Annotated in this window: 27 protein-coding genes; 13 read left to right on the plus strand and 14 right to left on the minus strand. The window is 62.2% G+C overall.

Annotated elements, in window-relative coordinates:
• Positions 1-5: 5 nt before the first annotated feature.
• Positions 6-581, minus strand: coding sequence for an NADPH-dependent F420 reductase (locus tag AC5RU9_RS05875; protein ID WP_494015701.1), 576 nt, complete (start codon positions 579-581; stop codon positions 6-8).
• A gap of 99 nt (positions 582-680) precedes the next feature.
• On the opposite strand from AC5RU9_RS05875, the gene AC5RU9_RS05880 reads away from it, so the two are divergent.
• Positions 681-1,172, plus strand: coding sequence for a MarR family winged helix-turn-helix transcriptional regulator (locus AC5RU9_RS05880; RefSeq protein ID WP_494015702.1), 492 nt, complete (start codon positions 681-683; stop codon positions 1,170-1,172).
• Between the two features lie 107 nt (positions 1,173-1,279).
• Here the strand turns inward: AC5RU9_RS05880 and AC5RU9_RS05885 are convergent, their stop codons facing one another.
• Both AC5RU9_RS05885 and AC5RU9_RS05890 read right to left on the minus strand, forming a co-directional pair.
• The gene (locus AC5RU9_RS05885) at positions 1,280-3,130 is read right to left on the minus strand and encodes an alpha/beta fold hydrolase (RefSeq protein ID WP_494015703.1); all 1,851 of its coding nucleotides are present in this window, start codon (positions 3,128-3,130) and stop codon (positions 1,280-1,282) included.
• A complete protein-coding gene (locus AC5RU9_RS05890; RefSeq protein WP_494015704.1) occupies positions 3,127-3,726 on the minus strand; it encodes a TetR/AcrR family transcriptional regulator in 600 nt (199 codons plus the stop codon). Before AC5RU9_RS05890 ends, AC5RU9_RS05885 begins: the two co-directional genes overlap by 4 nt.
• 246 nt (positions 3,727-3,972) lie before the next feature.
• Here AC5RU9_RS05890 and AC5RU9_RS05895 point away from each other — a divergent pair, with 246 nt between their 5' ends.
• The 5 genes from AC5RU9_RS05895 (at position 3,973) to AC5RU9_RS05915 (ending at position 6,898) form a co-directional block, all read left to right on the plus strand.
• On the plus strand, positions 3,973-4,239 hold the full coding sequence (locus AC5RU9_RS05895; RefSeq protein WP_494015705.1) for a hypothetical protein: 267 nt from the start codon (positions 3,973-3,975) through the stop codon (positions 4,237-4,239).
• A gap of 100 nt (positions 4,240-4,339) precedes the next feature.
• Positions 4,340-4,930, plus strand: a complete 591-nt coding sequence (locus AC5RU9_RS05900) for a molybdopterin-dependent oxidoreductase (RefSeq protein WP_494015706.1) — start codon at positions 4,340-4,342, stop codon at positions 4,928-4,930.
• Positions 4,931-4,949: 19 nt separating this feature from the next.
• On the plus strand, positions 4,950-5,678 hold the full coding sequence (locus AC5RU9_RS05905; protein WP_494016062.1) for an FAD-binding oxidoreductase: 729 nt from the start codon (positions 4,950-4,952) through the stop codon (positions 5,676-5,678).
• Positions 5,675-6,007: a DUF6510 family protein gene (locus AC5RU9_RS05910; protein WP_307843800.1), complete on the plus strand. Its 333-nt coding sequence runs from the start codon at positions 5,675-5,677 to the stop codon at positions 6,005-6,007. The genes AC5RU9_RS05905 and AC5RU9_RS05910 overlap by 4 nt, the downstream gene beginning before the upstream one ends.
• Before the next feature lie 57 nt (positions 6,008-6,064).
• The gene (locus AC5RU9_RS05915; protein ID WP_494015707.1) at positions 6,065-6,898 is read left to right on the plus strand and encodes an aldo/keto reductase; all 834 of its coding nucleotides are present in this window, start codon (positions 6,065-6,067) and stop codon (positions 6,896-6,898) included.
• Between the two features lie 24 nt (positions 6,899-6,922).
• On the opposite strand, the gene AC5RU9_RS05920 is transcribed toward AC5RU9_RS05915, so the two are convergent.
• Entirely contained in the window at positions 6,923-7,531 is a 609-nt protein-coding gene (locus AC5RU9_RS05920) for a hypothetical protein (RefSeq protein ID WP_494015708.1), read from the minus strand.
• A gap of 273 nt (positions 7,532-7,804) precedes the next feature.
• Here AC5RU9_RS05920 and AC5RU9_RS05925 point away from each other — a divergent pair, with 273 nt between their 5' ends.
• Entirely contained in the window at positions 7,805-8,086 is a 282-nt protein-coding gene (locus AC5RU9_RS05925) for a hypothetical protein (protein ID WP_211712516.1), read from the plus strand.
• 323 nt (positions 8,087-8,409) lie between these two features.
• Here the strand turns inward: AC5RU9_RS05925 and AC5RU9_RS05930 are convergent, their stop codons facing one another.
• Positions 8,410-9,021: a TetR/AcrR family transcriptional regulator gene (locus tag AC5RU9_RS05930; RefSeq protein WP_494015709.1), complete on the minus strand. Its 612-nt coding sequence runs from the start codon at positions 9,019-9,021 to the stop codon at positions 8,410-8,412.
• Between the two features lie 209 nt (positions 9,022-9,230).
• Between AC5RU9_RS05930 and AC5RU9_RS05935 the strand changes: the two genes are divergently transcribed.
• The 3 genes from AC5RU9_RS05935 (at position 9,231) to AC5RU9_RS05945 (ending at position 12,820) form a co-directional block, all read left to right on the plus strand.
• The gene (locus AC5RU9_RS05935) at positions 9,231-10,274 is read left to right on the plus strand and encodes an NAD(P)-dependent alcohol dehydrogenase (RefSeq protein WP_494015710.1); all 1,044 of its coding nucleotides are present in this window, start codon (positions 9,231-9,233) and stop codon (positions 10,272-10,274) included.
• A gap of 271 nt (positions 10,275-10,545) precedes the next feature.
• Complete coding sequence (locus AC5RU9_RS05940; protein WP_494015711.1) at positions 10,546-11,646, plus strand: ferredoxin reductase; 1,101 nt, start codon at positions 10,546-10,548, stop codon at positions 11,644-11,646.
• Between the two features lie 13 nt (positions 11,647-11,659).
• Positions 11,660-12,820, plus strand: coding sequence for a fatty acid desaturase family protein (locus AC5RU9_RS05945; RefSeq protein WP_494015712.1), 1,161 nt, complete (start codon positions 11,660-11,662; stop codon positions 12,818-12,820).
• 10 nt (positions 12,821-12,830) lie between these two features.
• On the opposite strand, the gene AC5RU9_RS05950 is transcribed toward AC5RU9_RS05945, so the two are convergent.
• The 3 genes from AC5RU9_RS05950 to AC5RU9_RS05960 form a co-directional block, all read right to left on the minus strand.
• Positions 12,831-13,094 carry a hypothetical protein gene (locus AC5RU9_RS05950; protein ID WP_249184363.1) on the minus strand — a complete coding sequence of 88 codons (264 nt, stop codon included), beginning with the start codon at positions 13,092-13,094 and terminating at the stop codon, positions 12,831-12,833.
• A 51-nt stretch (positions 13,095-13,145) separates the two neighbouring features.
• On the minus strand, positions 13,146-14,132 hold the full coding sequence (locus AC5RU9_RS05955) for an aldo/keto reductase (RefSeq protein WP_494015713.1): 987 nt from the start codon (positions 14,130-14,132) through the stop codon (positions 13,146-13,148).
• Positions 14,133-14,233: 101 nt separating this feature from the next.
• Positions 14,234-15,142, minus strand: coding sequence for a helix-turn-helix transcriptional regulator (locus tag AC5RU9_RS05960; protein ID WP_494015714.1), 909 nt, complete (start codon positions 15,140-15,142; stop codon positions 14,234-14,236).
• Between the two features lie 121 nt (positions 15,143-15,263).
• Between AC5RU9_RS05960 and AC5RU9_RS05965 the strand changes: the two genes are divergently transcribed.
• Complete coding sequence (locus AC5RU9_RS05965; RefSeq protein WP_494015715.1) at positions 15,264-15,599, plus strand: carboxymuconolactone decarboxylase family protein; 336 nt, start codon at positions 15,264-15,266, stop codon at positions 15,597-15,599.
• On the opposite strand, the gene AC5RU9_RS05970 is transcribed toward AC5RU9_RS05965, so the two are convergent.
• Positions 15,596-15,988 (minus strand): hypothetical protein, encoded by a 393-nt coding sequence (locus AC5RU9_RS05970; RefSeq protein WP_494015716.1) that lies wholly within the window; start codon positions 15,986-15,988, stop codon positions 15,596-15,598. The two genes, AC5RU9_RS05965 and AC5RU9_RS05970, sit on opposite strands and share 4 nt — an antisense overlap.
• A gap of 66 nt (positions 15,989-16,054) precedes the next feature.
• Here AC5RU9_RS05970 and AC5RU9_RS05975 point away from each other — a divergent pair, with 66 nt between their 5' ends.
• Complete coding sequence (locus AC5RU9_RS05975; protein ID WP_494015717.1) at positions 16,055-18,286, plus strand: catalase; 2,232 nt, start codon at positions 16,055-16,057, stop codon at positions 18,284-18,286.
• A 176-nt stretch (positions 18,287-18,462) separates the two neighbouring features.
• On the opposite strand, the gene AC5RU9_RS05980 is transcribed toward AC5RU9_RS05975, so the two are convergent.
• The 3 genes from AC5RU9_RS05980 to AC5RU9_RS05990 are packed head-to-tail and all read right to left on the minus strand — an operon-like array spanning position 18,463 to position 20,035.
• Entirely contained in the window at positions 18,463-19,008 is a 546-nt protein-coding gene (locus AC5RU9_RS05980; protein WP_494015718.1) for an FG-GAP repeat domain-containing protein, read from the minus strand.
• The gene (locus tag AC5RU9_RS05985; RefSeq protein WP_494015719.1) at positions 19,008-19,670 is read right to left on the minus strand and encodes a TMEM175 family protein; all 663 of its coding nucleotides are present in this window, start codon (positions 19,668-19,670) and stop codon (positions 19,008-19,010) included. The genes AC5RU9_RS05980 and AC5RU9_RS05985 overlap by 1 nt, the downstream gene beginning before the upstream one ends.
• Before the next feature lie 53 nt (positions 19,671-19,723).
• The gene (locus AC5RU9_RS05990) at positions 19,724-20,035 is read right to left on the minus strand and encodes a putative quinol monooxygenase (RefSeq protein ID WP_494015720.1); all 312 of its coding nucleotides are present in this window, start codon (positions 20,033-20,035) and stop codon (positions 19,724-19,726) included.
• Between the two features lie 310 nt (positions 20,036-20,345).
• Between AC5RU9_RS05990 and AC5RU9_RS05995 the strand changes: the two genes are divergently transcribed.
• Positions 20,346-20,468, plus strand: coding sequence for a hypothetical protein (locus AC5RU9_RS05995; protein ID WP_494015721.1), 123 nt, complete (start codon positions 20,346-20,348; stop codon positions 20,466-20,468).
• A gap of 12 nt (positions 20,469-20,480) precedes the next feature.
• On the opposite strand, the gene AC5RU9_RS06000 is transcribed toward AC5RU9_RS05995, so the two are convergent.
• Positions 20,481-21,494, minus strand: a complete 1,014-nt coding sequence (locus AC5RU9_RS06000; RefSeq protein ID WP_494015722.1) for a cation diffusion facilitator family transporter — start codon at positions 21,492-21,494, stop codon at positions 20,481-20,483.
• Positions 21,491-21,856 (minus strand): ArsR/SmtB family transcription factor, encoded by a 366-nt coding sequence (locus tag AC5RU9_RS06005; RefSeq protein WP_494015723.1) that lies wholly within the window; start codon positions 21,854-21,856, stop codon positions 21,491-21,493. Before AC5RU9_RS06005 ends, AC5RU9_RS06000 begins: the two co-directional genes overlap by 4 nt.
• Positions 21,857-21,927 lie beyond the last annotated feature (71 nt).

Consider the following 21,927-nt stretch of genomic DNA (forward strand, 5'->3'; position numbering starts at 1 on the left):
TGCGCCTAGTTCATGAGGGCGAAGCCGGCAGACCAGGACGTCTGTTCCGACGCCGCGAGTGTGATCTGCAGAAAACCCAGTGCTTCAAGCTCACGGGCGCGGCGCAGGGAACCAGCGTCAGCTACACGCAGGCCACCAGCCGTAACGACGTCAGTGAGCAAGGACTTAGCCCCTGCGTCATCTCCTGCGATGAGGACAGTGGTGGGCTGGTCGTTGACCTGGCCGGACGCAAGGGTTGCGGCAAAGTTGGTGTTGAAGGCCTTGATCACCCGTGAGTTCGGCAGCGCCGCGGCCAGCTCTGAGGTTGCCGATGCATCGGCCGGAACTGTCAGCGAATCATAGGTTTCGAAGTTCAGGGGATTCGTGATGTCTACAACGATTTTGCCTTCAAGCTGAGGCGCGCGCTGGCCGAGCACTGTTGAAAGAGCAGGGTAAGGAACGGCCAGGACTACTACGTCTCCGGCAATCGGCTTGTCCAGGTCCGCGCTGGTGTAAATGTCGGCCGTGTTCCCTCCGCGGGTGACAACCTCGGCAATGGCCGGACCCATGTTGCCGCCTCCGATGATGCTTACGTGAGTCATGACGTACCTTTCGATTGTTTCGCTGGTATTGGTTGTTGCTACAACTAAATTATCAGTCGTTGGTTGTCGTTACAAGTAAAAGGCGACATAATTTTTCCCATGAACGAGATCTGGTTGACGAAAGAGCAGGCGGCGGCGTGGGTGAGGTTGGCGGCCGTCGTCGAGCTGCTGCCCAATGTGTTGGACTCCCAGCTGCGACGCGACGCCGATCTCACGAACTTCGAGTACTACGTCCTTGCAATGCTTTCGGAGGCTCCGCAGAAGACCTTGCGGATGACGGCCCTCGCCGCCCAGACAAACGCAACTCTGCCTCGGCTGTCCCATGTGGTTCGTCGGCTCGAGGAGCGGAAAATGGTGGAACGCTTCCCCTGCCCGGAGGACGGACGCGCTACCAATGCCCGGCTTACCCTGGATGGGTGGCATAAAGTCGAGCAGACCGCTCCGGGGCACGTGGCGAACGTTCGCAAACACGTAATCGACGCCCTCACTCCGGAGCAGATAGCCCAGCTCACCGAGATCACCGAAGGCATCCTTCATCGGCTGGATCCTGATAGGGCCATGACCGCGATGTACTACCGACATGACGATTAGGTGCATGGTACGCATGAACCTGTAGGGCTGACTCTGCGCACTCGCCTTTGGGGGTTGTCACGGCGGGGGATGGGCCAGCGCGTGCTGGCCCATCCCCTTGTTGTGCGTTATGGGCCGCCGTGGATGAGCGTATCCGTGGCAGCGCTGAAACTCCGGGTATGCCCTCGCGTCAGGGGTCCTTTGAGCAGGTCCACGAGAGCATCGCCATGCGTCAGTTGCGGATGGTGCCCGGCGCCTGGCACCGAAATGAGTTCAACATTGGGAAGTGACTCGAGCTGCCCAACTGTGCCCGGAGCGATCGGGTCGTCGCTTCCCGTAATGATGCGGACCGGCCCGCTGAATCGCCCAAGTGCCTCCCGGAGTTCGGCACGCCACTGCTTTGAGGCCGCGAGGGCAAGATGCTCGGCCACTCCCTTGGCGCGGCTTCGCTTGAGGTCCGCCACGCTGGAGCCGAGGGCAGAGGCGCTCGCCTCTGATCCGGTCAGTTGGTGCGACAGTCGCGCCGGGTTGGTGTGCCGTAAATATGTACGTACGAGCGGCCGCAGCCTGGCCGAAGCCCCCATTCGCGCTTGGAGGAAGAACGGTGCGATCAGGGTGAGGGACGTGACCCGCTCCGGGAATCGGTCAGCCGCGACTACTGCCGCAGCCGCACCGATGGAATGGCCGATGAGGTCAGCAGGTTCCCCACCGAGGATGGCGGGCAGCCACTGTTCCCAGTCCTGGGCGCCCGTTCCGCCGCTGAGGCCGAGCCCGGGGAGGTCGACGGCCCGCGCTCCGATGCCCGAGGCCACTTCGGCCCATGTGTCTGCGTTGACTGGCAAGCCGGGCAGGATCACCCGGCTTGATCCGGGCAGGCCGAGTTCGAATGTCCGAAGGCCTCCGGCGTCAACGAATCGACGGCCATCCGCCTTGCCGGCACCAAACCGATGCGCGGCCAGGTAGTCGGCCCACCGTTCGAGAGACACCAGCACGTCCGGCATCTGGATCCCGTGGTTGTCGGCGAACTCGACGGCGGATTGGGTCGGGTAGCGGTCGGCGGACATGAAGGTGAGTGTCTCGGGATCCGCCTTGGTGATCCGCTGAGGGAGCCGCTTGATGAGAGCAACGGGCATTCTTAAACGCGGGACCTTTGCACCGAGGTGCCGGCCGACGTGAGTGAGCAGGTCTGCCAGCGGCGGGGTGGCGTCGTCGAGAATCCAATAGGCCTTGCCCGCAGCGTTGGGATCTACGGCTGCTGTAGCCATGAAGGCCGCCAAGTAGTCGACCGTAACGACCGGTAGGAACGTCGTTTCGTTTCCCGGCAGCGCGGATACGGCGCCGTCCCAGATCTGCTCGATAGTACTGGCCAGCCCGATGAACTGATCGGACTCGCCGGTGACGCTGTCGCCGATCACGCTGGATGGATTGACAATGGTCCAGGGGATCCCGAGCTCCAAGGCCCGGGCCTGGAAGATAGCGTCGGACTCCACCTTTGAGGCTTCGTAGGCGCCAAGTTCCTTGTAGGCCGCCGTACGGTGGTCTTCTGGCCAGGGAACCGTGGTTGGGTCCTGTCCGCCGACGCGGTAGCCCGACACGTGGACCACCCGCTGCAGTTTAGGGAGGTCCTCGGCGAAGTCCATCAGCTTCTCGACGATGCCAACGTTCGCGCTACGTGCCTCTTGGGGGCTCATGCCGAAGCGGTAGGACCCGGCGCAGTTGTGGATCTCGGTGATGTACGGGAACGCCGCAGGGCCGCCCGCGACGATTTCCGGAGCATCGAAATCGACGATCGTCGTGCGGATGCTCCGTGTTAGGCCATGCTGCCTCAGCCATTGCTCAACACGCTCTCCGGACTCGACAGTCCGAACTGCCGCCGTGACGTTCGCGCCAGCTTGGGCAAGGGCTAGGACGAGGTGCCTGCCGACCATCCCCGAGGCACCGAAGACCAAGGCGTGACGGGGGCCTACGTGTGCTGTCATCGTGTCCTCCCAACGCTCTCGAGGCGCTGGTTAATGAGCTCTGCCACAACATCAGCGGCCGAGGCCAAGGGTTGGGTGTCCTGCATGGCGCGGGAGACGATCACTGCACCCTCGATTGTCGACACAATGACCGTTGCCAAGGATCGGGCCTCCTTGGCGCCAAGACCGTTTGCCTCGAGCAACGCGGCGGTTGGGGTGATCCATGATTCGAAGGCGGTGGCGCACGCCTGCCGCAGTCGCTCGCTCTCCGCGCCCATCTCCAGGGTGACGACGGAGACCGGGCAGCCCAACCTGAAGTTGCTCTCGCTGATGATGGTCGCCAGGGCCTCGATTGCGGCGCGGGCGGCCTCCGCCGCACCGCCCGCAGAAACTGCAGCCTCTGCAATGAGCGTCTCGAACTGCTTCGCTGCGAGTTCGACTGCTGCGACACCCAGGCCCTCCTTCCCGTCGGGGAAGTGGAAGTAGATCGACCCTTTGGGTGCTGCGGCATGTTCGATCACAGCATTCAGGCCCGTGCCGCTGTAGCCGCTGGTCTGGATGAGTTGGAGCATGGACTCGGTGAGCCGTTCCTTTGTCAGATTTCCTTTGGATGCCATAAGAAAATAATAGACCGGTCTACATATTTTTGATAATCGGCTCATCCCTCACGTGAGTCTCCCCACGTTATTGTGAGCTATTCAAAATAAGAAGATAAACTCGGTATAGGCCAGAGCAGCCCTTGAGTACCGCACCGGTGAACATTCCCGGGCCGGCTGGGCGCGCAACAAGACCGCAAACACCCTTCCGCTTGAGCGGTACTGGAATCCCCAACTGGCCATGATCCTGAACCCCAAGGAAAACCCATGACTTTAATGACTGAACGCCCCGCAACCTCAACACCCGCCGGTGACACGGCTACGGCCGTCACCGTCATCAACACCGCCCTGCTCGGCGGCAGCTACGTAACGCTTTCCACTGCCAGCTTCCGGGCCCGTGGTGAAGCTACCTACGTCACCGTCCCCGGCAACCGAAAAGTGTCTCCAGCTACTCGTGGCAGCTATGTCATGGTACCCGGCGCTCCCGACGGCCCTGATGGCGGCAGCTACGTAACGCTTTCCAAGGCGGCCTAAACCCAGTCCCGCTGACTCTCTGGACCGCGGCTGAAGGTTGCCCTATGGTGGGGGAATCAACGGCCTTTGGCCGGGTGGAGCTCCACTGCGGAGGTGCATCATGGGTATCATTTCGTCCGGATTCCGTGGACGGCGGTCGGAGAATACTGCCCTGCCTCCCGGGCAGCATGAGACACACGATTTCCCCGTCCTGACGGCGGGACCCGCTCCGCTGATCCCCATAGACACATGGGAGTTCTTCATCACCACGGAGGAAGGCCAGCGGTATTCCTGGTCCTGGGATGACTTCATGGCTTTGCCGCAGGAGGAAATTACCCAGGACATTCACTGTGTGACCAGTTGGTCCAAGCTTGGAACGAGCTGGCGGGGAGTGCCGGTGGATACGTTCTTCGAAAGCGTCGAAACGACCAGTGACTTCGCCACGGCACACTCCTTCGGCGGCTATACAACGAACATTCCGCTGTGGGATCTCCTCGGCGGGAAGGCGTGGGTGGTGTCGGAATTCGATGGAGAACCGCTTGCGCGGGCCCACGGCGGGCCGGCGCGACTTCTGGTGCCTCACCTGTATTTCTGGAAAAGCGCCAAATGGATTCACGGCTTGGAACTGACGGGGGAGGACGTTCCCGGCTTCTGGGAATCAAACGGTTATCACCTTCACGGCAATCCGTGGCGAGAGGAGCGGTACTCGTGAGGCGCCTGCCGTGAGCTCCATGTGGCAGGTCGCGGAAGTGGTCGGCGGTACGGACGAAACCGACACAGCGCGGACCATACGGCTCCGGGTGGAGGGCCTGATGGGACACCTGGCGGGCCAGCACATCGACATCCGACTTACCGCCGACGACGGGTACACCGCCATCCGCTCCTACTCGGTGGCGTCTGCCGGTATGGATGGGCATCTGGAAATTACCGTTGATGAACTGCCCGACGGCGAAGTGTCGCCCTATCTTGTCCGCAACCTGGCCGTGGGGGACCAGTTGGAAATTCGCGGACCCGTAGGCGGCTGGTTTGTCTGGCGGCCCAGCAGGGAGAACCCTGTGCAGCTGATCGGGGGAGGGTCCGGCGTGGTGCCACTGATGTCCATGATCCGCGCCCATCAGGCTTCCGGCAACGCGTCCCCATTCCGGTTGCTGTACTCCCTCAAGTCTCCCCACACGTTGCTCTACCGGGAGGAGTTACGCCGGTTGGAGCGCGAATCGGCCAAGTTGACCGTCGACTATGTTTATACGCGTTCGACGCCGGAGGGCTGGCCGGTCATGCCGGCCCGCCTCACGGCCGACACCCTTTTGGCCAGGATCTTCCCTGCTGAGGAGAATCCCGACGTGTTCGTGTGCGGCCAAACGGTATTCGTGGAGGCCGTAGCGGATTGGCTCGTGATGGCTGGCTATTCGGCAGAGTCGATACGAACCGAACGGTTTGGCGGGACGGGAGGCATCCAGTGAGCAGCGCCGACAACTTCGTTTTCCCCGAACCCGAGGATCAGGACATCGACGCAGGACCCCACGAGCCCATTCCGTATGTAGACGGAAACGCAGCGGCGGGCGCCCTGTCCGAAATCTTTCGGATCGACATCATCGCCGCGCTCGGGCGCTGCAGGCACTGCGGTGCAGTACGCGCCTTTGGGGCGGCCATGGTCTTTACCGACGCGCCCGGAATAGTGGTGCGTTGCCGTGATTGCCAGGGCGTCCTGCTGCGGTTGGTACAGACGCCGACCAGATATTGGTTGGATCTGAGCGGGCTTAGCTATTTGGAGATCGACCGCGAGGAGTAGGGCGTAGCCGGGATGCATCCCGGCAACGGGAACGGGCATTTTCTGACGGGAGTTACGATGCGCGAAATAGCTCTTCCGTCCGGTGAGGCTGTCCCAGTGCTCGGGATCGGAACCTGGGGCATGGGGGAGCACCCCGGCAACGCCGCCCGAGAGACAGCGGCGATCCATACGGCCCTGGACTTGGGAATGTCCGTAGTGGATACCGCGGAGATGTATGGTAATGGTGCGGCCGAGGAACTCGTCGGAACGGCGCTGGCAACACGGCGGCATGAAGCGTTCCTGGTCACCAAGGTCCTGCCGCATCACGCCACTTTGCGCGAAACCATGACCGCTTGTGAGGGTAGTCTCCGCCGCTTGGGAACGGACACCATCGACCTCTATCTGCTGCATTGGCGGGGCGGAGTTCCCTTGGCCGAAACACTCGAAGCCTTCGAAATCCTGCAGCGGGCCGGAAAAATCCGCTACTGGGGCGTCAGCAACCTCGATGTGGCGGACATGGAAGAACTTGCGGGCTCGCCCGGCGGCCAGGACGTTGCGACCAACCAGGGGCTGTACAACCTGACCCGCCGGGGCATCGAGTTTGACCTGTTGCCGCACTGCGTCGGGAGGGGTATCCCGGTTATGGCGTATTCGCCGCTGGAGCAGGGGCGTATGCTGACTGATCCTGTGCTGGCCCGCATCGCTTCAGAACATGGCACCAGTCCAGCGCAGATAGCCCTCGCCTGGGTGCTCAGGCAGCCTCTCGTCCTGGCAATTCCTAAAGCTTCAAGCCCGCAGCATGTCCAGGAATGTCACCTGGCACTCGACGTGCGGCTCACTCCCCGCGACTTGGCTGACCTGGATAGCGCTCATCCTCCGCCCACCCACAAACGCGGACTAGAGATGCTCTAGGGGACCCGCTCGAGCACCGGGCCGTCAGCGACGCGCAGCCTTCCTGGCGGCGTTCTTCAGTGCTTTGCGGGACACCGGCTTCAGGGCTTTTCGCGCAGCCTCGTCGGCTAAGGCACTGTGGCGGCGGGCATCGATCACATCATTCCAGAGTGCCGTGGCAAAGGCTCCGCCGTCCTGGGCATATACGTTATACGGGTAGCCGGAAAAGGCCGCGGGCGGTGTCTCCGCGCGGAGACCGGATCCGGATGCCCGCGCTACGGCGTCGGCTATGGCCCACGTCTCGGTCAGGTGGGGCGTGAGGTTTTCCTCCACAAAGGCGTTGGCGTCGGGGGACTGCGCAGCGCGTTCCAGCAGGGAGTCAAGCCGTTCTGCGAGCAACCCGGAGGCCGCATCCTGTAGTGGGGTTCCGTCAGCCGTGGCCGCTTCAAGACTGGCTTCCTGTTCGGCGACGGCGTCGGCCCAGTCGCTGGTCAGACGGAACGTCTGCAACGTGGGGAACCACACGATCGCCCCTGTGGCGTGGTTGTGGATGTGCTGCAGGCCGCTGGCCTTCTCCGTGGCCGCGTGGTCATGACCAGCGGTGTCGGCGTCAGCCAGTACTTCGGACAAGGTCTTCGTGGGTGTCGGGTTCATGGTGATGTCTGGGTGCTTCCTGTAGGGCGGGGCGTCGCTTCGTTCATCAACACAACCGACGGCGGGGACTGACTATTCCGTTTAGGCGTCGCTGCCGTAGGCCGGAGCTCGGGGCCCTCGCCACGTAACTGGGCGGTGACGACATCCACGGTCTCTGCGTTGTCACGGTCCCGCTAGCTGGTCAATGCGGTCAAGCACGTTGGTGGTGAAGGTGATTTCGGCAAAGCCGGCGCCCGCAACACCGCATTCGAAGATATGTTCTAATCTTGTCTTATGAGACCTAAGCAAGACTCCAACGCTTTCGCCCGCATGATGGCCCAGACGGCCGCGGACGATAACCACCCCAAGCCTGACGACGGCAAGATCATTGAAATGGAAGCTGGAAGCCAGCCGTTGGTGCGGGTCAGTGAGATCTACGGGCGGGCGATCAAGTACACGAGGTCCTATGGATTGGTCGAGTGGGTCGATGACCAGCGGGTCTATCACGTTCAGTGGTTCCCGGCGGGGCAGGTCAAGCGGGTGGATCAGGAGGGGTGGAGGGGAAGGCCGCTCTAGTTCGGAATGCAGTGCCATTGCTGATTTCGCCATCTCCCGGCGGACGCTTCCGTGCCCCACGCGTCAGCGCATCCGCGTAGGTATCCTGCCCTGATGTGTGGGCGCAAAAACGAGTACTGACTACTCGTGCGGACCGCCCGCCCAGGGTCTTTAGTTAGAGAAGCGGATTCCGTAGGCAGCGGCGAATGTCCCCCAACCTCGCTGGGTTGCTTGCAGCGGCTCCGCCCGCCAGGGCCGGATAGCGGTACCCAGAAGCCTATCCGGCCCTCGGCATGACCCGGCAAAGCCTCACGCCCTTCACTTCGCCCCAAAATTGATGACCCTCAGCCTATGGGCCACCAGTCCGGGAGCAGTTCGCGCAGGTCGGCGAGGAATTCGTCGACGGTTCGGGGTGAGGCTTCCAAAAGGCGCGACTCCAAGGCGCCCACCACGCCGTAGGCGATGAAGCGGGCCACCATGGGTGGTGGTACTTCGCGGCCGCCCGGTGCCGGTATTTCGATGGCCCGACGGGCGAGCAGTTGGCGGACTGATGCCTCGAAGTGGGATCCGAGCATCGCGTGCAGCCCGCCGCTGCCGGTGTCCGTGACCAAACCCCGGCGGTAAATGTTTCGGTGCCGGTCTACGTGCCTGGCAACATCGGCAGTGACCGCGAGGACGGCCGGACCGATGTCGCTTCCCGCGCTGAGGTGGGCTTCGCGGAGGGCGTCCAGCTCCTCGGATAAAACCTGCCGGAGCAGCGCTGCAGGAGATGCGGCGTGCTGGTAGAACGTTGATCTGTTGACCCCGGCAGTGGAGGCGACCTGCCCCACGGACAACGTTCCGGCGTCGTGCTCTGATGCCAGGTCCAAGATGGCCGCCGCCAGCTTCTCGCGGCTACGCCGGGCCCGGGGATCACGGTAGGCAGGCGCTTCAGCGTCCTGATTCGGTTCCAACATTGTGCAGGTCACACTCCAAAGTGATCTTGGCCTCCGGCGGTGGCAAATCGGCCGCTTCAAGCGTACCGTTCTAACTATCCAACATATGTCGGATAGATAGGTACATCCATCGTGCTGAAGGACGTCGACGGCGGATCCGCCGCCCGCTGAGTCAGGCAACAAAGTCTTCACGCAACAAGAGATTTCAACAGAGACAAGAAGGGCATCAAATGCGCGCGATCGTATTCAAAGAGTGGAAGCAGTTCCCCGAACTCGAGGACGTGGCCCGGCCTGTACCCGGGCCGGGCGAAGTGCTACTGAAGGTTGCGGGTGCTGGTGCCTGCCATTCGGACGTCAGCATCTTCCAGGACTTCACCGCGGAGGTTCCTGGGAACATGGCCAAGGGCTTCGTACTGGGCCACGAGAACTCGGGCTGGGTTGAGGAGCTGGGGCCGGGCGTTGAGGGCATCGAAAGAGGTGGCGCATATCTGGTCTACGGGCCCATCGGTTGTGGCCACTGCAAGGCCTGCTCCCGCGGCCAGGACACCTACTGCGAGAACGCCGCGACCAACCCCTACCTTGGCATTGGCTTGGGCCGCGACGGCGGAATGGCCGAATACGTCACAGTACCCGTCCGCAACCTGATCCCGCTTGGCGATGCGGACCCCATCGCCGCGGCGCCGCTCGCGGACGCAGCCCTGACGCCCTACCACGCCATCAAGAAGGCGCTGCCGCACCTGAATGGCGGTGGCCGGTTCGCACTGGTGGTTGGACTTGGCGGCTTGGGCCAGATCGCCGTCCAGATCCTCAGGGCGCTGACGGGCGCCACCATTATTGCCACCGATATGAAGCCCGAAGCGATGGCCAAGGCTGAAGCGGCAGGGGCTTTGACGGTCCCTGGCGGTCCCGACCAGGTTTCACGGATCCGGGAAATCACCGGTGGACGCGGCGTGGACGCTGCCTTCGACTTCGTCGGCGTGACGCCTACGATCGCCATCGCCACCGGCTCCATGGCGCAGGGCGGCCGGCTGACCGTCGTCGGGATTGCCGGCGGCCTGCATGAGTGGACCTTCTTCAACACGCCCTACGAATCCACTATCACCAACACCTACTGGGGCACCATCGAGGAGCTTCATGAAGTTGTGGACATGTACAGGGCGGGGCAAATCGTCCCCGAGATCGAGACCTTTAGCCTCACGGATGGACTCACGGCGTACCGCAAACTGGCCGACGGACAGCTCAGTGCCCGCGCAGTAGTCGTCCCACACCAATAAAGGTTTGCGTAGAACCGGGCGAAGGTATTACTGTCTTGCTACTGCAACCGGCATGGGCCACATGGCCCGGGGAGGAGGAGCGCATCACCGCTGACCAATCCAAGCATCATGTCCCGTACCCGTTGAAAGCCCCTTCCGAGGGGCTTTCCCTATGTGTAGGAGTAGTCTTGGGGGAGAGGTATCGTAAGTATGCTTATGATATTTCTGTTAGCGGACATTCCGGCCGACGCGGTTGGGGGTCCTTGTTTTCCCTCGTTTCGAAGAGTAGCCCATGTTCAACTTTCGGCCGCTGGCCCGCATCGCCTCGGTTTTAACCACGCCGCTTGCCCCGGAAGACGTCCTGGCGCTGTTCAACCCGGTCTATTCGTCGCGCCAGTTGCGCGGAGTCGTCACCAAGGTAGTCCAGGAAACTGCGCAGTCGGTGACAATCTTCTTCCGGCCCGGCCGTGGCTGGCACGCCCACCTCGCGGGCCAGTGGGCAAGGATCGGCGTTGAGCTCAACGGGGTCCGCCAGTGGCGTTCCTATTCCCTGAGTGCGCCGGCAGGCGAGGACCCTGCTATTACGGTCACTGATGTTGGGGCTGTATCTGGAGCGCTGGTTCGAGAGACCAAGGTTGGCGACGTACTCTTCCTGGCCCCGCCCCAGGGCGACTTCGTCCTGCCGGAGCACCCACGCTCCCTTCTCATGCTCACTGCGGGAAGCGGCATCACTCCCGTCATGTCAATGATTCGGACCCTCGTCCCCAGCCGCCCCGACGCGGATGTTATGTTGATCCATTCCTCCCGCGCGGAAGATGAGAGTATTTTCCGTGAAGAGCTGGCCGAGCTTGCTGATCAGTTTCCCAATTTCCGCCTGGTTCAGTGGCACACGGGCGGTCGCGGACGTCTGAGCTTCACCTCTCCGGCTGCCCTTGAGGAAATTTGCCCGGACTGGCAGGAGCGGGCCGCATATGCCTGCGGCCCCGAGAGCTTCCTGGATGATGCCGAGGCGCTGTGGAACGAAGCCGCGCTGACAGCTGCCGCCACCTCGGGGGAGGCAGGCACCGGCGGAGCTGCGGAGGGCTCACTCACCATCGAACGGTTCAGCACCGACCTTACGAGGGGTGGCGGCGGTGAAGGCGGTTTGGTCACCTTCGAAGCATCGGACCGTGAGGTCATGGCCGACGGCGGCGTCCCCCTCCTTGACGTCGGGGAGGATGCAGGCGTCCTCATGCCCAGTGGCTGCCGCATGGGCATCTGTCACAGCTGCCTGACTCCGCTGCTTTCGGGCAACGTCCGGGACCTTCGCACCGGTGAGGTGCACGGGGAACCGGGCGAACTCATCCAAACGTGTGTCTCGGCAGCCGCCGGGCCCGTCAACCTCAAACTCTGAGGAGTACAACCGCATGTCAGTAGTTTCAGCCAAAAGTCCAGCCCCCGCCGTCGGGCTCAAGACGCGGCCCGGCGCCCTTGCTGAGGCGGGCAGCCCCACAGTGCGTCCACCGGCCGCCGCGCACCTGAGTGATGAGCAAGTAGCTGAACTTGGCCGTGAACTCGATGCCATCCGAGACGACATCCTGGCCAAACGCGGCTCCACCGATGCTGCGTACATCAGGCGCATGATCAAGATCCAGCGTGGTTTGGAAGTTTCCGGGCGGGCTGCGCTGCTGGTCAGCAAGAACAAGGCCGCCTGGATCACCGGAACAGCCCTCCTGAGCGTGGCCAAGATCCTCGAGAACATGGAACTCGGCCACAACATCCTCCATGGCCAGTGGGACTGGATGCGCGATCCGGACATCCACTCCACCACATGGGAATGGGACTTCGTTACCCCCTCGCGCTCATGGCAGCACACGCATAACGATCTTCACCACCGCTGGACCAACGTTGTAGGCAAGGACCGCGACGTCGGGTACAACCTTTTGCGGATGGATCCCGACCAGGAATGGAAGCCCTTCAACCTGGGCAACCCCCTCTACAACGCCCTGCTGGCGCCCGTTTTCGAGTGGGGTATAGCCATCTACGATCTGGAGATCCCTGAATACAAGGAGGGCCTGAAGTCCAAGGAGGCCATGAACAAGGACCTCAAGGCGCTGGGACGTAAAGCTGTCAAGCAGTTCGCCAAGGACTACGCAGCTACACCGGCTTTGGCCATGCTCACGGGTTCAGGTAAGCAAGCCCTCTACGGCACCCTCGTGGCCAACGCCGTACGGAACGTCTGGGCGCACGCGGTCATTTTCTGCGGGCACTTCCCGGAAGGAACGGACACGTTTACCGAGGAAATGGTCGAAGGCGAAACCCGCGGCGACTGGTACGTGCGTCAGATGATCGGCTCCGCAAACATCTCAGGCCCACGGTTCATGCACCTCATGACGGGAAACCTGTCGCATCAGATCGAGCACCACCTCTTCCCGGACCTTCCCTCCAACCGGTATTCGGAGATTGCACCGAAGGTTCGCGACATCTGCCAACGCTACGACCTGAAGTACACCACTGGGCCGCTGTTGAAGCAGGTCGGCTCAGCGTGGGCCAAAGTCTTCAAGCTTGCTCTTCCGCCAAAGCGTTAGAGCAGGATTGCTAGCTGCCCGGCATCCCTTCCATTGCCCAGGCGATGAGGGTTAGTTCGAATTCGTGGGGCTTTAGCGCCTCGTGCACGTAGGCATCCAATTCGACGGGGGTGGCATTGCCGCCTTCCGCCCAGTATTTGATCCATAACTGTTCAAGCGTGATGGCCTCTCGTTGGAGAAGGTTTCGAGCTGATTGTCGTGGGTCCATTGCCGCTGTCCCGTTGCCGTCGGGGGCCTCCTTCAGAGCTTGATGCGCAGGCTCCTTACTATTCACCGTAAACTCTGCGCCCCAAGACGGGCAAATGCCACTGGCTATTTCGGTGCTTCAGCCGTTGACGTAGCCCATATGCGTGGCGTTGTAGCGGTCGCCATGGACTCCAACATTTCGCGCGAGGGCATTGAGGTCGGCAACCTCGTCGGCAGTGAGCGCGATACGGGTAGCTTCGGCGTTCTCCTTGATGCGCGCGGTACGTCGCGTGCCCGGAATGGGGACGATCCATGGCTGCTGGGCGAGAAGCCATGCCAGTGCGATTTGGGCAGGAGCCACATCCTTCGCCGCAGCGAGTTCGATGACGTGTGCAACAAGAGCCTGGTTGGCGGCCAGATTTTCGTCAGTGAAACGCGGGACACGGTTGCGGATGTCGCCCTCGGCGAAGGTGGTGTCCGCGGTAACCGTACCGGTGAGGAAGCCCTTACCCAAGGGGCTGAAGGGAACAAGGCCGATACCGAGTTCGGCGAGGGTTGGAAGTATTTCGGCCTCGGGGTCCCGCGTCCACAACGAGTACTCACTTTGCAGGGCAGCGACAGGCTGCACGGCGTGGGCCCGTCGGATTGTGGCGGCGGAAGCCTCGGACAGTCCGAAGTGCCGTACCTTGCCCTCTGAGATCAAATCCCGGACGGTGCCGGCGACATCCTCGATGGGGACCTCGGGGTCGACCCGGTGCTGATAGAACAGGTCGATGGCGTCAGTACGGAGCCGCTTGAGGGAATCTTCGGCGACTCGGCGGATCTGTTCCGGGCGGCTGTTCAGCCCGACGCTTTCGCCGTTTTGGATGTCCCAGCCAAACTTGGTGGCGATCACCACCTGGTCGCGGATCGGTTCCAGTGCCTCGCCGACAAGTTCCTCATTCACATAGGGGCCGTATACCTCCGCAGTATCGAAGAAGGTGACGCCATGGTCGACGGCTGAACGGAGCACGCTGACCATTTCATCGCGGCTGCCGGGGTTGGGCCCGTAACTTTGGGACATGCCCATGGCACCTAGACCGATGGCCGATACCTCAAGTCCCTGTCCGAGAGTTCTTGTATGCATGCTGATGCCTCCATTGTGCTGTTGAATGCGGTGGTGTCTTCGTTTGGAACGTGTTCGTGCCGAATAGGGGGATCCAAGGTGCGGGACGACGGAAGTTGCCCTTAGGGTTGCGTACCCCTGGGCGAGTCGACGTGCGGCACTATCGGCCCGGCGTCGTTCTGTTGTTGGAGCGTGGCGGCCCAACTGGCGAGGAGCCGTAAGCGTTCCTCGCTGGCAGAGCCAGGTTCGGCCGTGTAGATGAGCAATGACAGGCCCGGCTCTGCGGTCAGCTCCAGGCCTTCATACGTCAGCGTGAGTTCGCCTACCTCATGGTGGTGGAAGCTCTTGGTGCCGGATCCATGCCGCCTGACATTGTGAGACCCCCACCGGGTCCGAAACGCTTCACTTCGAGTGGAAAGCTCCCCAACCAGGTCGTGAAGCCGTTTGTCTTCCGGGTCGCGTCCTGCCTCAGTTCGCAGAATTGAGACGGTGACGTCTGCAGCCGCTTCCCAGCCCGGGTAGAAATCCTTGGCCCGTTCGTCGAGGAAGCAGAACCGGGCCAGGTTGCCCTGCCCTGGACCGTCGAAGACGTGATCGTAGAACGCCCGGCCCAGCGCGTTGGTGGCGAGGATGTCCATCCGGCCGTTGCGCACGAATGCCGGCCCTTCCGTTATCACGGCGAGGGCGCGTGTCAGGCTTTCCCTCGCCACCCACTGCTGCGATTTGCGCTTGCGCACGGCGTGGACAGCGCCGTTGGCGACGCGTGAAAGGTCGAAGAGGTGTTCGCGTTCAGCGTCGTCCAGTTGGAGGGCCACCGCGAGTGCATCGAGGACAGCATCTGAGACCCCGGAGAGATTCCCGCGCTCAATCTTGGCGTAGTACTCAACGCTTACAGCGGCGAGGGCTGCTACCTCGTTGCGTCTGAGACCCGTCACGCGGCGGTTCCCGGTAACTGCCAGGCCGGCCTGCTGGGGGGTTACCCTCGCACGGCGGGACATGAGAAATTCTCGAACTTCGTTCCGGTTGTCCACGTTCCCAAGGCTACGACGTCCACGCATTGCGAGGGATGCCCTGTTGGTACGCCCCTCACCGGTGACTCCCATATCTGGCGTCATTGAATTCCTATGGAATCTCAACACGAAAGGAAAAGACATGCCGGAGGAACCACGTGCAGGATGGACCGGCGGGCAAAACGCGTTCGGTGACTTTGCGCCCGGAATGGTCCACTACACCGACAAGGTGCTGTTCGACGAAATATGGGAACGCGGGGACTTGTCCAAGAGAAACCGTAGCTTGATCACCGTCGCTGCATTAACGGCTACGGGAAAAGCCGAACAACTGACGTTTCACCTCGACTATGCACGCCAAAACGGGGTAACCGAAGAAGAGTTGAAGGAAGCCATCCTCCACCTCGCCTTCTACACGGGCTGGCCCAACGGAATGAGCGCGATGACCGTGGCCAAGAAGGTCTTCGCGAAGGAGAACTAGGATCTCCATTTCCCTCTGCCCGTCCGGCTGCGTTCCGTTGGGCGGCGCCTGCCTGGGAGTCCAAGCGTTCGTTCCGCGCCGAAGCCGACGCAGTTGCCGGCGTCGCTGCGGACTCTGCTTGTCAGGGCCAGGTAGGGGACCACGATCGGGACGTGGAAATGTTGGTGGGAAACCTTGTCCTTGCGCAGTACAAGCACAGCAAGGTTGGTGCTGATGAAGACAAACAAGAGCAGGAGCACAACAGTTTCTGCCAGGGAGCCCAAGTTTCCGGTGAGGGTAAGTGCCCCCGCGGCGATGGTCATGACGGCGATGGCGACCCAAGGGGTGCTTTGCTCCCAGGACATCGCCCAGTATCGAAGCAAAGGCCCGCTTTGTGATGTTGTGAACATCACCCTAGGATTAGTAAGCAAGCTTAGCTTTCGGGTTAAGGCAGCGAACTAAAAGGAGAACAAATCGTGCCAGTTGAGGACAATACCGTGATTCCCGGCGCTCCCTCCAGTGAGCCTCCCACAGTTGAAGAGCCGACAACCCCGCGTGAGCCATTGCCCCCTAAGCCCGATCAGCAAGCACCGGAGGCGGTCTCCCCGACGGGAAGCCCCACCGGTGCGCCGGTGAACTCCCGCGCGCAATCGGGCCAGTACCTGACAACCGCCCAGGGGCTCCGGCTGGGGGACACTGATCATTCCCTGCGGGCAGGCGCCCGCGGACCTGTTCTGCTTCAGGACCACCACTTGCGGGAAAAGATCACCCACTTTGATCACGAGCGCATCCCGGAGCGCGTTGTCCACGCCCGCGGCGCGGGCGCACACGGCGTGTTCCGTTCCTACGGCACGGCATCGAAGATCACGAAGGCCGGGTTCCTGGCCGCCGACGTCGAAACTCCGGTTTTCGTCCGCTTCTCCACCGTTTTGGGCTCCCGGGGTTCGGCGGATGCGGTACGGGATACCCGCGGCTTTTCCACCAAGTTCTACACTGACGAAGGCACCTACGACCTTGTCGGGAACAACATTCCCGTTTTCTTCATCCAGGATGGCATCAAGTTCCCTGACGTCATTCACGCTGCCAAACCACACCCTGATCGGGAAATACCCCAGGCCCAGAGCGCCCATGACACGTTCTGGGACTTCGTCTCACTGCACACCGAGGCCCAGGCGCACACGCTGTGGAACATGTCCGACCGCGGCATTCCCCGCTCATACCGGACCATGGAAGGCTTCGGCGTGCATACCTTCCGGCTGGTAGCCGCGGACGGTAGTACCACGTTGGTGAAATTCCATTGGAAACCAAAACAGGGCGTGCACTCGCTCGTCTGGGAGGAAGCCCAGATCATCAACGGCATGGACCCGGATTTCCACCGCAGGGACCTCGCCGATGCCATCGAGTCCGGAGCTTACCCTGAGTGGGAACTGGGCGTGCAGACTTTCCCGGACACCGAAGACCAGATGTTCGAAGGCATCGACCTGCTCGACCCGACCAAATTCGTCCCCGAGGAACTCGCCCCCGTCCAGCCGATCGGGCTTATGACGCTGAACGCAAATCCGACGAACTACTTCGCGGAGACCGAACAGGTAGCGTTCCACCCGGGTCATCTCGTCCCCGGCATTGACGTCACCAATGATCCGCTCCTGCAGGTCCGCCTGTTCTCCTACCTGGATACCCAAATTTCCCGGTTGGGCGGCCCGAACTTCGCACAGATCCCCATCAACCGGCCGCAAGCACCTGTCAATGACATGCTTCGTGACGGCATGCATCAGACGGCCGTTCCCGGCGGCGTGGCCCCCTATCACCCGAACTCCCTGGATGGCGGCTGCCCCTTCCTCGCCGGTCAGGACGTTGGAGCCTTCGTGGATGTTCCCGAGGCCCTTGCGGAGTCCATCAAGGAACGGCGCAACCCGGCTTCGTTCGATGATCACTTCAGCCAGGCGCGGCTGTTCTTCCGGAGCATGACTCCGGTGGAGCAGGACCACATCGTGCAGGCGTACACGTTCGAACTCGGCAAGTGCTACGAAGCGGCTATCCGGGAACGGCAACTTATGGCCTTGGCCAATATCGACGCCGGACTATGCGCCGCCGTCGCCCGCGGACTTGGTATGCCGGTTCCCGGGGCCACCGTTCAGGTCCCTGACTCCGATCCGAGCCCAGCACTATCGCAGATCGGTGGGACTTGGCCTGCCGCGGGCCGCGTAGTCGGGATTATTGCTGACGACAGCAGCGACGCGTCGCAGGTCGCTGCTGCACGCGAAGCCCTGGACGCTGAGGGCATCACGCCTTTGGTCATCGCACCCGTTGGCGGTTTCCTGGGCGCGGAGGACGGCGTCGCCGTTGCTGTTCAGCGTACCTACCTCACTGCGCGATCCACGGAATTCGACGCCGTTATTGTTGCGGGAAGCGGGGCTCCGGCACCGGACGCAGCAGTGGGCAGGGACGCCAAGGCCGGTGCACCCTCACCCGCTCTTGATCCCCGGGTAGCTCTTCTTCTGACAGAAGCCTTCCGCCACGCCAAGGCCATCGCGGCATGGGGATCCGGTGTGTCGGCTCTGCAGGCGGCCGGCATCCCCGCGGAGGGTAGCGGAGTTGTTGTTGGTGACGCGCCCGACGCCGTGGTTCGCCCAGTCCAGGAACTGCTTGCTGCCCACCGTGTTTGGGAGCGATTTCCTGCGGAAGGACTGAGCGGCAGCCAAGCCTGACAGGGAGACAACTGCAGGCTCACTCATCGCATGATGACTGCACCACAGGTCGGCACGGCACCCGATGCCGACCTGTGGTGCGTGATGGGTGCGGCGGGGGAACCCTATAGCTGCGAAATTGGTCCTGGAAACGGCAAACGATCAGATGAGGTCTTTGAAGATGTCCCAGCCGCTGCCTACCAACAATGGTGTGTTCCAGCCGCCAGTTCCGTTCGCGGGGTACTGGTAGAGGAAGCCGTTGGGGTCGCGGGCAAAATGTCCGCTGCCCCATCACCAGTGGAATCTCCGGCTGCGATGGTCTTGTCGAAGATCTGCCAGCCCGACCCTACTCTTGACGGCGCCAGCCAGCCGCCGGCCCCGTGCCCGGGGTACAGGTGCAGATTACCCTGTCGGTCCCGGGCGAGGACATCGTTCACGCCGTCGCCGTCGAAGTTTCCGCGGTCCGTCCAGCCCATGGCCCGGTTGGACGCTTCGATGGGCGGAGTCTCCGTGCTGCGGAAAGCTGTTGGTGTCTGGCATTGGGTGTGGACAATCATGGAGATTCGGTGACCCCGGTCCTGGGGGAGGAGCTTCAGGAATTCCCCCTGCCGCTCGGTTGGCAGCGGAACACCATCACTGAGCCATTCAAGGACGAAACCGTTTGGGGCGTCCTCAGTCCTGCACTTCTGGAACTGCGTCCTCCCCAGTGTCAGCTCGGAACCTACATAGGGCAACCCCACCATCAGCGGCCGTCGGCTGGCTTGTCCCGCCAAAGGCCCCGAAGGAAGCCAGGTCTGTGGTCGAATCCGTGGCTGGTAAAACCATAGAAAACGGGAAGGATCACGAAAATCACTGACGCGACCAGCGGGTGGACGAGTACTCCTGCCGCTCCGGCCGCGAGGTAGAGCACCACCCCGGCAATGGCGCGCGGTCTCTCGCGCACAAAATACGAATCGTCTACGTGCTCTTCGGTGAGCTCGGGATGCCGTGCCAGGTGCGAGAAAAATACGAGCCATGACAGGCACAGCAACGCCCCGATGATCGCATACAGCGCCACCGCCACCCGTTCGTCGGCCAGGTTGCCCGTCTTGGCCGTATCGATGATCACGGCCGTTGGCCAGGGCAGAAGCGCCAGCGTCGCGAGGATTCCAAGATTGGCCCACTGCAGGCTGATGTCCATCTCACGGATTCGGGAAAACGCGGCTTTGTGGTTGAGCCAGATCACGGCCAAGTAGAGATAGGAGGCGGCGTAGGCCAGGTATGTCGGCCACTGTCCCAGCAGGCCGGCCAGCAACCCCCCGGGCTCGGTCTCTGGCGGCGTGAGTTCAAGAACCAGGAGCGTTATGACGATCGCGATGACGGCGTCGCTGAAAGCTTCGGCACGGCTGGTGTCCGAACGTGTCACGCTCTGCTCCTAAGCCTGCGCAGGGACGCAGATACTGTGCGGTGCGGTAGCCCCTATTCGCCTTCGCCGGGCAGTTTGTAGGCGAGCACATCAACGTTTTTTATGTCTGGTTCCGCGCTGAACAGCTCTGCTCCCTGAGCGGCAAGTGCTTGCCCGACCCCTCCTGACAGGTGGGTCTTCCGTGCGTCGTCATCGGGAAATACGTCGAAGACTCCGAACGTCGATTCGTCGAATTGCAGGGCGAACCAAGCGCGCGTTCCTTGCTCCTCGTCGACCACCGAGCGTGCGCTGCGGAGGAACTCCGCGACGTCGTCCTCCTTGCCGGGCTTGGCCTTCAGGACCACTGACAAGGCGACCTTAATCATGATCCCTCACCCACCCAGGCCGAACGAACGCGGGCAAACCGTCCGTGCCAAGGCCAGTCCGGTGCTTGCCCCCGATCCGGCAAATTCCATACTGCACGACAGTTTTCATGGCGAGCCTCCTTGGAACGGTACTGCGGTGGGATGGTGCGGACCGAGCCGGCCACATGGCACATTCCTCAAGCTATCGGGGGAGCGGAGCCACGCTCTGCCCAGTCTCGCAGTGATAGCTGGTCACCACAAGGATGCGACGCCTTCTGATGGCCCCCGGTTTCCGGGCGGACGTACTTTGCACGGCCCTTATGCTTGGGTCATGTCTACTGATGAAGAAAAGGACCCACCTGTACCCGCCGACGTGGAGGGCAAAATCCCGAGAAAAGTACACGACCACCCAAACGCGGACAAGGCACCCGGCGACGAGCCGAAGGAGACCTAGCCAGCAAGACGGTCAGCGGGCAACGACCAGGACCCTTCCTACGTTGCGGATACTGGACCGCACCGCTTGTTCGACGGAGCGGTTCAGCTCCTCAAGCCCTTCCACGCTGGCGAATTCCCCAATGGGGGCTGTCACTTCAACGTGGAGCTGGTGGCCGCTCCAGCGGAGGCGGACTGTCGTCATGGGCGGAGCCGCGGTGGCCACCGCCTCCTCAACGCGGGCCAGCAAGGTGGGGTCGACGCCGTCGAGCAGCCTGCGCCCAATGTCCCTTACCGTGCCCCAGAGAAGCACGAAAATCGTCAGGGAGATCAAGACGCCGATGATCGGGTCCGCCAAGGGGAACCCAAGCCAAACACCCACGACGCCGGCCACCACCGCCAGGGAGGTAAATCCGTCAGTGCGGGCGTGGACGCCGTCAGCGACAAGGGCGGCGGAGCCGATCTCTTTACCGACCCTGATGCGGTAAACGGCGACGATCTCATTTCCCGCGAAGCCGATGAGGCCCGCCGCGAGAACCCACCCAAGGTTTTGCAGGGGTTGGGGTTGGAAAATGCGGATCACAGACTCGACGGCGGCTACGACGGCGGACAGGGCCACCATGGCCACGATGAAGAGTCCTGCAAGGTCCTCCGCCCGACCGAAGCCGTAGTTGTAGGTCCGGGTCGCGGCCCGTCGGCTCAGGACAAAGGCTACCCAGAGTGGCACTGCCGTCAGGGCATCGGAGAAGTTGTGGATCGTGTCCGCCAGGAGTGCCACCGAGCCGCTGAACAGGAAAACGGCCAGCTGCAACAGGGAAGTTACGGCCAGCACAGCCAAGGAAATCTTCAGTGCCCGAATCCCCTTCACGGAGGACTCCATCGCTTCATCCACTGAATCAGCGGCGTCGTGGCTATGGGGAACGAACAATCCGTGAAGGAATCCTTTTAGGCCACGCGGATGGTCGTGATCGTGTTCATGCTCGTGGTGATGATGGTGTTCATGGGTGTGCGTCCCGCCGCCATGCGTTTCGCTGTCGGTGTTAGTCATGCGTCACCCTCTGCCTTCGATACGTGGTGATGCCGGGGCGTACCGCCCAGCGTGTGTTCGGCCTGGAAAATGGCGTCGGCCACGAGTTGGCGGGCGTGCTCATTCTCCAGGCGGTAGTACACGCGGGTACCTTCGTGCCGCGTGGAGACAATGCGGGCCATCCTCAACTTCGCCAGGTGCTGGGACACTGCGGATTGGGGCTTGCCTACGGTTTCTGCGAGTTCGTTCACTGACAGCTCACCGTCACGCAGCGCCAAAATGATCCGGACCCGTGTCGCATCAGCAAGCATCGAGAAAACCTCGACAGCCAGTTCCACATAGTCGCTGTCCACTTTCAGCCCACATGCCTTATCTGCATCCATGCGAATATTATTACATGGGGATATAACCTTCCGAAGACGCAATGAGCCATAAAGCCCGGTCGTAGTTGCGT

It is taken from the genome of Arthrobacter sp. B0316-5-4 (assembly GCF_059090325.1).